This window comes from Lyngbya sp. CCY1209 (assembly GCF_055795065.1).
The window spans coordinates 24702-35887 of the sequence record NZ_JAYFER010000232.1; the positions used below are offsets into that span (position 1 = coordinate 24702).

Genomic DNA, 11186 nt, shown 5'->3' on the forward strand with positions numbered 1-11186 from the left:
CTACCCCCAATTCCCCAATTCCAACAGCGCCTCCATCTCCCCCGGTTCCACCAGAGAATTCGCGCACAAAATCCCCGACGCCGCCACCGCCGGGACGCCGATTCCGGGCATGGTGCTGTCCCCCACCCGGTACAGGCCGCGGACGGGGGTTCCCGGGCCGGGAAACGTCCCCTGGCGGGCCGCGATCGCGGGTCCGTAAGTGCCCCGGTGGCGGCGCAAAAAGCGGGCGTGGGTGAGGGGGGTGCCGATCAATTCCAAAGTGATGCGATCGCGCCAATCGGGGATAATCCGTTCCAGGGCGCGAAATAGCGGTTGCGATCGCTCCCGTTTTCGCTCAGAATAGGATGCATCTTTTTTCCACCCCTCGAAGGGTTCCAGGGTGTAGGCGTGGACGACGTGATGTCCGGGGGGGGCGAGGCCCGCATCCCACACCGACGGGATGGAGATCATGCAGGTATTGCCGGGGGCGGTGATATCTCGATCGCGATCGTGGACGACGACGTGATGTCCCGTCAAATCCTCCAAACCGTCCGCCCGGATTCCCAGGTGTAAGTGCATGAAACTGTCCACCGCCGGGGTGGATAAAGCCTGAGAGCGATAGGATTCGGGCAGATCTTCGGGGGCCAGCAGTTGGGTGTAAGTATCCCAGATGGTGGCGTTGGAGATGACGATGGGGGCGCGGATGATGTCGCCGCCGCGCAGTCGCACCCCTTCGACATGACCGGATTTAACGATAATTTTTTCGACGTGGGAGTTGAGGCGCACGGTGCCGCCCCAGCGCTCGAACCCCCGGATCAGGGCATCGACGATCGCGCCGCTGCCGCCGAGGGGGTAATCGACGGGGGAGTTGGCGCGTTCTCCGAACATGAAGGCTATTTCCGGGGCGACGGTTCCCTCAGCTTTCAAACCCGACAGCAGGAAGCATTCCAAATCGATCAGCCGCCGCACCCAGGGATCTCGGACGTGGCGATCGCAGATTTGTCCGGCGGAGGCGGAAATGTCGCCCAGGCGGGGGAGTAATTTCAGCAGGGGGAGGGGATAACGTTTGAGCAAAACCGGCAGTCCTCGCCAGTCGGCGCGGAGGGCGAGGGTGGGAATGTCTTTCAAGCCTTCGTAGAGTCGCAGTAAATCCCCCTCGAAGCCTTTGAGTTCTTCGGCACCGCTCGGCGTCAATTCGGCGACGGCCCGACGGTAGCGATCGCAGTCGCGGTAAATGGGCAGACTGCCTTCGGGGAAGTGGTAGTGTCCGAGGGGATCGTAGGGGATGGCGTCCACGGATTCCCCCAGGACGGCGAGGATTTGGCGTAGAGGATTCAAACTCCCCGCATCGGAGAGTCCGCAGTAAAATGACGGTCCCGAGTCGAAGTGGAAGCCCCGGCGGGAAAAGCCGTGGGCGGCTCCTCCCGGCAGGCTGTGGCTTTCCAAAATCAGGACTCGTCGGTTATAACGAGCCAAGAGGCCGCCGGCGACCAACCCGCCGATGCCGCTGCCGATCGCGATCGCGTCAAAGTCTTGCATCGATTCCAAAGGATCAGAAATATGGATTCCCAAAAATCATCGCTCTATTCTAGAATAAATGACCTACAATGTAAAAGTTAGATAGGCTGGGGTTTTCGTGCCTCTATCTGCGCGATAGTTCCAGAATTTACAATTTTAAGATGCCGATTAAAATGAAATTTAACGATCGCCTAACCTGCCATTTCGCCCCACCGCATCTCGGGGCAGATTCACCCCAATTGATCTCCGGCGATTGGGGCAATTGATTTTCCAGTTTTGGGAATCCGGATCGGGGTTTATTCTACTTGCAATCACTGGTATCGAAATCAATCGTGTCTTTCGTGTCTTTCTGCCGTCCGGTTGTCAACCGGTCATCTGACAGGGCTTCAGATTCGACGCGGCGACCAAAATAGGATTCGGGTCAACTCCCCCTTCGTCAATTTGAGGGCACGGAGTTGAAACGGGCGACGGAGAAGCGATCGCCCGACGGCCGACAAGGCAATGTCTTAATCAATGATTCGGAGGAGGCAAAAATGCCAGCCAAATCGACCCTTGATGATGTCGTGCAGAACCTAGAAACAAACGAGCAGGTGCTTCGCATCAAAAAGATCCTGATTTGTGCGGCGCATGGAAAATGGGAAAGCGACTCGGCCGTCATCCAGAATGCCTCGATGCGAGATTTGGTGCAATCCCTGTACTGGAACACCCAGGGTTTAGACCGGCTCAACCATATTTTAACACGAATCCTCTCCAAAATCAACAAAAAAGCCGAGTATACGGTCATTATCAACACGGTTTTGAGCCAAGTCGGACGGCTGTACATCGAGGGAGAAACCGATGCTTCAACGGAGGCCGTCCTCACCTCCTACCAACCCTCCGATCGCCCCCAATCTCAGTTGCAGAACCCCCCGTTATCCGAGGGGGAGAAAGACTTCAGTTGGGGAATCAAAAAACTCGACAATTTATTTGAAATCCGTTTCAAAATCATGCAGCACGCCAATCCGCTGCGCGTCAAGATTTTGATTTATTCAGCCCTCGAGAATGAATTCACCTTCAGCGATCGCGACTGGATGCAACTGAAATCCACCGAGTTGGACGACCTGATCGAGCAACTGTTTCAAATGTTCCCCACATTTGAAGACCTGAAAGCCTACCTGAAAAAGATGGTGGAATATTTGGAAGATTCCCACGAGGACGCCCAAGTAGCCACGGTTTTAATCGAAGCCATGCGACTGTGCTACGACCGCCAACATCCGGCCTCCAACTACATTCAGGGATTCCCGGGTCAAAACGCCGGCGATCGCGCCGCCGGCCGACCGTCCGCCAGTTCCTCGCCGGGCACCCAATTCGGCAATCCCCCCCCCGGCGGCGTTGACATCAACGAAAGTCAAACCGTCCGACTCCTGATCTCCCAAGAAATGCAACCGCCCTCCGACACCGTCGCCACCGAGACATCGGACGAGCTCTCGTCCTTGCAAACCATCCAGATGGGCGGCGCCGAAAAACGCCCCAATTTCGGGCCCACATCGATCCGCGATCGCCTCGGTTTCGCCGACGAAATTCAACAACGAGTCAGCCAGGGAGTCACGGAAGCCATGACCTCCATCACCAACACTTTGGAAAGCTTGGAAAATGACCTAGCGGCGGGGACCGCCGATCCCGACCCGCAACGGCAACTCGACCTGAAATATCAAATTCTCAAAGACTTCATGGGCCAGGTCCGAGAACAGGTGAAACGCCTCGAAGACATCATCCACGAGTCTGAAGCCGCCGAACGGCAGCATACCGAACCGAGTACCTCCGTATCCGCCCCCACCGCCCCGAAAACCGAGCCGCAGGCTGCCCGACAAGGAGGCGGCACCCACCAGATCCTGGAACTGGCCAGACAGGGAAATCCCCGGGCGATCGCGTCCCTGTTGAACTATTTCCTGAAATCGAAGGGCATCCACACCCAGGCCCAGTCCAAAAACGGTTGCCTGCACCTGATCCTCGAATCCGAACACAACCTCGCCCCGGAGTCGATCCTCCACTTTTTCCAAAAAAAGTTGCACTCCCTGCAACTGCACTCCATCCGAACCGTTAAAATTTACTGCCGAAAGCCGGGACAAAAAACCTTTACCTGGACTCAAGAATTCGGTTTACATTAATCGAAACCTCCAGTCTTCGCCCGCGACGCGATCGCCCGGGGAGCGCCGGCGATCGGGGGTGGGGACCAACCACAACTCGGGACACAATCGGGATGGACGAGAGAACATTCTTAAATAAATACCGCACCGGAGAAAAGGTGTTTCAGGGGGTCAACCTCCGCAATGCCGAACTCAGCAACGCCGACCTGATCGGGGCCAATCTCAGCGGGGCGGATTTTGAAGGGGCCAATTTTATCCTCGCCTACCTCAACGGGGTCAACCTGTCCCGGGCGAACCTGGCAAAAGCGCGGCTGGCCGGCGCCAACCTGTCCCGGGCGAACCTGAGCGGGGCCAAACTCGGGGACGCCGACCTGCACGGGACCCTCCTCCAGAGCGCCGACCTGCGAAAGGCCAACCTCACCCTCGCCACCTTGCTCGACGCCAATCTCATCCAGGCCGATTTGCGGGGGGCCAACCTCCAGGGCGCCGACCTGCGGGGGGCCTGCCTGCGGGGGGCCAACCTGCGCTACGAGCGCCGCATTTACGAGAGCGTGAACTTGCGCGGCGCGGACCTGCGGGGGACGGATTTGCAGGGGGTGAACCTGACGGGAGCCGACCTGACCCGGGCGAATTTGGGCGGCGCCAACCTGACGGAGAGCGTCCTGCGGGGGGCGATTTTGACCCAGACCAACCTCTGCGAGGCTAATTTTCACGGGGCGATTCTGACCGAGGTGGATTTGAGCGAGGCGAATTTGATCGGCGCCAATTTGACCAAGGTGAAGTTGGAGCGGGCGGTTTTGGTCAACGTGCAAATGCCCCGGGTGAAGCTGTGCGAATCGATTCTGCCCGACGCGAATTTGAGCGGCGCAGACCTCAGCAGCGCGGACTTGACGCGGGTGAATTTGGTGCGGGCCGATTTGAGCCGCACCAACCTCAGCTCCGCCAATTTGACCCAGGCCGATTTGACCGACGCCTCCCTCGGACGAACCAACCTGCGGAATGCCAACCTCTGCTATGCTTATCTGACGCGGGCCGAACTCAGCAGCGCCAACACCATGGGGGTGCAGTTGCACGGGGCGATCATGCCCAATGGAGAAATTCACGAGTGATGTTGCTTCCATCAAACGGAAGACCGCGCCGGAATTTCGATGCGGAAGGTCGTCCCCTCGCCCACTTTCGAGAAACATTGCAGCCCGCCTTGGTGGCGGTTGACGACGATCTGATAGGCGATGGACAGGCCCAATCCGGTCCCCTGGCCGACGGGTTTGGTGGTGAAAAAGGGGTCGAAGATCTGTTTGAGTTTCGCTTCGTCCATGCCCGGGCCGTTGTCCGCAATTTCCACGATCAGGCGGTCGGGTTCCGCCTCCATCGCCGTGCGGATGGTGATGGTCGGGGTGCGATCGCAGCCCATTTTTCCGCGAGTATCGCCGCAGGAATCGCACAATTCAAAGGCGTCGATCGCGTTGCCGATGATATTCATAAACACCTGATTCAACTGGCCCGGATAGCAGACCACCGGGGTCAATGTGCCGTATTCTTTGACGATTTCGATCGCTTTTAATAATGCTTTAGATTTGAATTTTCCTTTCAAAATCATCAGCGTACTTTCGATCCCTTCGTGAATGTCGGCGACCTTCATCTCCGACTCGTCCAGCCGGGAGAAATTCCGCAGGGACAGGACAATTTCCCGGATCCGATTCGTCCCCACTTGCATCGATTTCATGAGTTGGGGAAAATCTTCGAGGAGGTAATCCAACTCGATTTCTTCTATCTTGTCGTCGAGGTCGGGGTCTGGGTGGCGATCGCGGTACAGTTCGATCAATTCTAATAGGTCGTTCAAATAGGATTCGGCGTGCATCAAATTGCCGTGAATGAAATTGACCGGATTGTTGATTTCGTGGGCGACCCCCGCCACCATCTGTCCCAAACTCGACATTTTTTCGGTCTGGATGAGTTGAGCCTGCGCCTCTCGCAATTCTCGGATCGCTTGCCCCAACTGTCGATTTTTTTTCCGCAGTTCTCGCGTCCGTTCTTCCACCCGATTTTCCAGGGTCAAATTGTATTCTAACAACTGTTCTTGTGACCGTTTTAAAGAGCGGGTCATTTGGTTGAAAGTCGTCGCCAAAAACCCGATTTCGTCGTGGGATTCCACCGCCACCCGCGCATCGAGATCCCCGGCTCGAATTTGCCCCGTCGTCTCGGTCAACCGCCGGATCGGATCGGCGATATCTCGCCACAGCAAACGGGCGAGAACCGCCCCTAAAATGAACGCCACGCCCCCGCCGATCAAGGTCTGCCACTGGGCGGAAGTTTGACTTTTGCGGCCGCTTTGCAACTCCTCGGACAGCCGGGATTGCTGGTCGGTGACGATGCCGTTCAACAGGACGAGCATCCGCTCCGCCAGGGGTTCTGTCAGGGTGCGAAATAAATACAAATCTTCCCGATGGCGATCGCCCTCCACGATGTCGAACATGACCGGGGGAAGGGCGATAAATTGCTCTCGGTTGTCGGCGATTTTGTCGAACCCCTGCCGCTGTTCGGAGTTCAAAAATGAACGGCGATCGCGCAACCGCTCCCAGGCCCGTTGATTCTTTTGAAAGTAGGCGGCGTAATCGAAACGGAAGGCCGGATCTCGCGTCACCAAATACCCCCGCAGGGAGGACACCATCAGGGCGAAAGAGCTTTTAAAATCCGTCAGATCTTGGAGCAAATCAAGGTTGATGTCGGAGGGCGATCGTCCGGCTTGAATTTCTGCGAGGCGGCCGGTTTCGGTGAGGATCGTCCCGAGGGGAATTTCCCCCCGTTCTTTGAGCAATTTTAAAGCCGGTTGATTGTCCAGCAAATTATCTCGCAGCGCGAACAGGCGGTCGGGAAATTTGACCCATCTTTGATAGATCTGCCGCAACTCCCGCAGGCGATCGACATCCTCCGGAGAATTCCAGGACTCCGACAGGGCTTGTGCCCCATTCAAATAGGCTTCAAATTCCTGTCTGGATTCGTGGTAGTTGGCGCGAAATTCGGATTCCCCCGTGGCGAGATATCCCCGCAGGTTGGAGACCATTTTCAGCAAGTGGGTTTGAGCCCGGGCGGAATTCAAAGCCGTCGGCACCCGCAATTCTTGGGTGCGGGTGATGTTGATTTTGGCTTGGAGACTGCCGACGTAACTCCGGCCCGCCACCAAAAGCGTCAAGAGAACCAGCGTCCCGAACCCGAGATTTAATTTATGGCTGATGCTGAGATTTTTAAATCGGGTGCGGAACGAGGCGGGGTCAAACCGATCGCGCCACAATTTGCGAAGTGAATTCGGGAACTGGTGTTTTGAGGTCATAATTCGCCCGACATAGAGACATAGAACTGATCGATGGGCCGTCTAAAATCATCATATTCAACGCACCTCCCGGAAGGCAAAGCGATCGAAACTGAACCCGTTGACCCGATGCCACCGATACACCTTGGTGCGAAACGCCGCCCAGCGATCGTAAATCTCCCGAAAAGCCTCGTTGCCCCGGGCTTTTTCCTCGTACAGGGCGAAGGCGGCATCTCGGGCGGCATTCAAAATGCTCTCGCTGTAGGACAGCAGTTGCGTCCCCCCCGCGGCCATCCGTTCCAAAGCCTCCCCGTTGGCCGTATTGTATTGGGCCAGCATCCGGGTGGTCGCCTCCGCCGTCGCCAACTGCAAAATTTCCTGGTATTCCCGAGGTAAAATTTCCCACTGCCTCCGATTCACCTGCAACTCGTAGGTCGTCCCGGGTTCCCACCAACCCGGAGAATAGTAATAAGGCGCCACCCGGTTGAGCCCCAACCGTTCGTCCTCGTAGGGTCCGACCCACTCCGCCGCGTCGATGTCCCCCCGTTCCAAAGCCGGAAAGATTTCGCCCCCCGCCAATACCTGCACGTCAACGCCGAGTCGCGACATCACCTTGCCGCCCAGACCGGGAATCCGCATTTTCAGACCTTTGAGGTCGTCCGGGGAATTCACCTGCCGCCGGAACCACCCCCCCATCTGCGCCCCCGTATTGCCGGCGGGAAAGTTGATGAGATTGAAGTCGGCGTAGATGTCGCGAATCGCCTCCAGGCCGCCGCCGTAGTACAGCCATGCGAATTGCTGCTCGGCGTTGAGTCCGAAGGGGACGGTTGTCGCAAACGCCAGGGCGGGATGTTCGTTGACGTAGTAGTAACTCGCCGTGTGCCCGCACTCGACGGTCTCCGCTTGCACCGCTTTCATCACCTCGAGTCCCGGTACGATTTCCCCCGCACCGTAGGGGACGATGGTGAATTTGCCGCCGGTCATGGCCGCGACCCGCCGACAGATCAGATCCGAACTCCCGAACACGATATCCAAAGATTTCGGCCAACTGGTCGCCATGCGCCAGCGGATCGCCGGTTCGGCTGTACTGACCCGGGGAGTCGTCTCTTCTGGAGGTTGCGGGCGGGGGCTACAAGCTCCGAATGTCGCGGTGCCGGCGGTCGCGATCGCCGCGGTCCCGATAAAATTGCGCCGTTTCATAAATTATTGGGGTGTGGGGATACTTGATAATTGATAATTGATAATTGATAATTATCAATTCATTTCCGCAACTCGGTCGCTCCCGCTGAAAGCGACAAAGGCTCTCAATCCGTGGAATTGAAGGCAAATTGGGCGAATCCTATTTCGTTGACGCGGTTCCAGCGGTAAACTCGGGTGCGGAACTGTTTCCAGGGCTCGTAAATTTGACGGAACGTGGCGTCTCGGGCGGCGGTTTCCTCGTACAATTCAAAGGCCGCGTCCCGGGCCGCCGTCAGGATCGCGTCGCTGTAGGGCAGCAGTTGGGTATCCCCCACGACGAACCGCTGCAGGGCTTCTCCGTTGGCGATGTGGTAGCGGGCCACCATCATCACATTGGCTTCCATCGCCGCCGTTTTGAGAATTTCTTGATACTCCGGCGGCAGGGTGTCCCAAGAATTGCGGTGGACCAACAAGTCGAAGGTTTCCGAGGGGGACCACCAGGCGGGATAGTAGTAAAAGGGCGCGGCTCGGTGCAGGCCCATTTTTTCGTCGTCGTGGGGGCCGATCCACTCCGTCGCCTCGATTTCCCCGTCGATGAGGGCGGTGGCGATTTTGTGGGCCGGGATGTCGCGGACATCGACGCCCAATTTGGACATCACCCGCCCCCCCAATCCGGGAATCCGCATTTTCAAGCCTTCGAGATCGGCGACGGTTTCGATTTTCCGCCGGAACCACCCCCCCATCTGCGTCCCGGTATTGCCGGCGGGAAAGCTGAGAATTCCGAAGTCGGCGTAGAGGTTTTGCACCGCTTCCAAGCCGCCCCCCTCGTACAACCAGGCGTTTTGCTGTTGGGGGTTCAAGCCGAAGGGGACGCTGGCGGCGAAGGCGAGACTCGGGTTGCGATCGAGGTAGTAGTGGCCGCTGGTGTGGCCGCACTCGACAATTCCCTCGGAAACGGCGTCGAGGATGCCTGGGGCCGAAACAATTTCATCGACCGCATAGGGGACGATGGTGAACCGCCCGCCGGTGGCGGTACTCACCCGCTGACAGATGGTCGTTATGGCGCCGAAAACGATATCTGCGGATTTCGGCCAACTGGTCGCCATGCGCCAGTTCACGGCGGGTTGGGCGGCGCCTGCCGAAGCCGGACGGGGGACTGCGACGGCAACGGTTTTTCGGGTGTTCGGCGCGGCAAAATTGAGCAAATTGCGACGTTTCATTTTGATGGAGAGACGGCTATTTTCGATCGACCGACTCAAAATAGCACCCGCTAAAATTGATCGGCCCTGGGGCTGATTGACAAAATTTGAGCCGGAGATTTATCCTGTGATTCGATCGTACACGTTCGGGGGAAGAATGGCCAATTTTGACCGCGAGATACAACATAATTTACGATCGCCTCAGACATCCGAGGTATGATTCGCCATGAGGGTGCATGGCCGATGGTCAGATGGATGCGGGGGTGACTTTGACATGGTTGACCGAGAACAGCTCGTTTTGTTGAGGCGGGGGGTGGCGGTTTGGAATCGGTGGCGACAAGACAATGCGGAAATCGAGCCGGATCTGATGGATGGGAACCTCAAGGGGATGTATCTCCGGGGGGTAAATTTTAGTCGAACTCACCTCGACCATACGGATTTGAAAGGAGCCTATTGTTTGAGGGGGAATTTCCGGGAAATTCGGGCGTCTCGATCGCAGTTTGACGGGGCCTATCTCAAAGAGGTTCAATTTGAGGCGGCTTATTTGCGGGGGGCGACGTTCCGAGGCGCCGACCTGCGGGGGGCTAATTTTTCGGACGCGGATCTCGTCGGCACCGATTTGCGGGGGGCGGATTTGCGGGGGGCGGATTTCAGCCACGGGAATTTGTACCGGGTTCAGTTGATGGGGGCGATCGCATCTTCTACCCGGTGGAATGAAGCCAATTTATTGGGCGCAAATTTGCGCGAAACCGACCTGCACGGGGCGGATTTACGGGGGACAAATTTGGCGAGAAGTAACTTAGAATTGACGAATTTATCGGAGGTCGTGGCATTGAATACGAATTTTGAAGGGGCGACCCTAACGGGGGCCTGCGTGGAAAATATTAAGATTGACGACAGAAGCAATTTCAGGCGGGCAATCTGTAAATTTGTCTATTTGAAAGCAGACCAACAGGTGCCCTATCCGTCCCCATCCGAGCATCGCTTTTTGGACGAAGATGCGATCGCCTTGATTTGTCAGATTTATCACAAGTTTATATCGGAGCGATCGCGGGTTTCTCAAAAGGTTTGATGGGCGCGATCGCCCCAATTTTATCGATTCAATAATTCGGTTTCATGAGTGAAGTTTTGTTCGGAAAAAATTGAGGACAAAAGGACTCGCCAGAATCCATAAAAATAAGGATTCGCTCAACCCCTGAAAGGGGTCAATTTCGGAATGTGTTTCTGTCAGACTCAGCACCTCCGACGATTGAGTTGGGTTTGGGTTCGGATCGTCCCCTCCCATCATTTCCATCGACTCCGAAGCCGGATTGCCGTCGTGGTGTTCCACCTCCGAGGTTTCTTCTTCCTCTCGGATGTGATATTCGGGCGCGTGGGCGATCGCGGGTTTTTGATTCGCCAATGAATTCAAAAATAGGGCGATAATTCCGCCGGTGAATAAGATGCTTTTCGTCTGTTTCATGACCCTTTTTTTGATAATTTAAACGACGGAAAAATTTTAGTTTTAACGAGATCGGCGGGGCGACATCAAAAACCACATGACGATCCCGGTTATAATTAATGTTAGCAAACCGATCGCATTTAAGAACGGATAGATATTCTCCAAATTGATTTTACCAAATTTGCCCCGGTGCAGATCCAGCAGCCAGAGAAAATCGTTGGCGCGATCGCTGATGACGGCGAACTGAAACAGACAGCCGGTTATCAAAGTTATCAGCAGCGGAAGCACCATGATCGGAGCCATTATACTATGAAGTTTTCGCAGCCTGACTCGATTGATTGCCATTAATTTTAATTTTTCAAGTACGACATTTTCGGTTTTATTCATGAGTTGATATCCCCCATTATCCCCCTTCGATCCCCCCCAGCCCCCATCCC

The 11186-nt window shown here is 56.3% G+C and carries 9 protein-coding genes; 3 read left to right on the forward strand and 6 right to left on the reverse strand.

Translation table 11 applies throughout. The features are described 5' to 3' along the window. Window positions 1-1518 carry a phytoene desaturase family protein gene (locus AC0QHF_RS05455; RefSeq protein ID WP_324703175.1) on the reverse strand — a complete coding sequence of 506 codons (1518 nt, stop codon included), beginning with the start codon at window positions 1516-1518 and terminating at the stop codon, window positions 1-3. Window positions 1519-2030: 512 nt separating this feature from the next. Here AC0QHF_RS05455 and AC0QHF_RS05460 point away from each other — a divergent pair. Beyond that, window positions 2031-3644, forward strand: coding sequence for a hypothetical protein (locus tag AC0QHF_RS05460; RefSeq protein WP_324703176.1), 1614 nt, complete (start codon window positions 2031-2033; stop codon window positions 3642-3644). A 92-nt stretch (window positions 3645-3736) separates the two neighbouring features. Beyond that, on the forward strand, window positions 3737-4732 hold the full coding sequence (locus AC0QHF_RS05465; RefSeq protein WP_324703177.1) for a pentapeptide repeat-containing protein: 996 nt from the start codon (window positions 3737-3739) through the stop codon (window positions 4730-4732). Between the two features lie 11 nt (window positions 4733-4743). Here the strand turns inward: AC0QHF_RS05465 and AC0QHF_RS05470 are convergent, their stop codons facing one another. From AC0QHF_RS05470 to AC0QHF_RS05480, 3 genes are all read right to left on the reverse strand, one after another. After that, window positions 4744-6951, reverse strand: coding sequence for an ATP-binding protein (locus AC0QHF_RS05470; RefSeq protein ID WP_324703178.1), 2208 nt, complete (start codon window positions 6949-6951; stop codon window positions 4744-4746). 57 nt (window positions 6952-7008) lie between these two features. Then, on the reverse strand, window positions 7009-8130 hold the full coding sequence (locus AC0QHF_RS05475; RefSeq protein ID WP_324703179.1) for a TRAP transporter substrate-binding protein: 1122 nt from the start codon (window positions 8128-8130) through the stop codon (window positions 7009-7011). Between the two features lie 104 nt (window positions 8131-8234). After that, a complete protein-coding gene (locus tag AC0QHF_RS05480) occupies window positions 8235-9329 on the reverse strand; it encodes a TRAP transporter substrate-binding protein (RefSeq protein ID WP_324703180.1) in 1095 nt (364 codons plus the stop codon). Window positions 9330-9582: 253 nt separating this feature from the next. Between AC0QHF_RS05480 and AC0QHF_RS05485 the strand changes: the two genes are divergently transcribed. Next, complete coding sequence (locus tag AC0QHF_RS05485) at window positions 9583-10380, forward strand: pentapeptide repeat-containing protein (RefSeq protein ID WP_324703181.1); 798 nt, start codon at window positions 9583-9585, stop codon at window positions 10378-10380. A gap of 42 nt (window positions 10381-10422) precedes the next feature. Here the strand turns inward: AC0QHF_RS05485 and AC0QHF_RS05490 are convergent, their stop codons facing one another. Both AC0QHF_RS05490 and AC0QHF_RS05495 read right to left on the reverse strand, forming a co-directional pair. Further along, the gene (locus AC0QHF_RS05490) at window positions 10423-10770 is read right to left on the reverse strand and encodes a hypothetical protein (protein WP_324703182.1); all 348 of its coding nucleotides are present in this window, start codon (window positions 10768-10770) and stop codon (window positions 10423-10425) included. A 42-nt stretch (window positions 10771-10812) separates the two neighbouring features. Continuing rightward, a partial coding sequence (locus AC0QHF_RS05495) for a hypothetical protein (protein WP_324703183.1) occupies window positions 10813-11186 on the reverse strand: 374 nt, incomplete at its 5' end.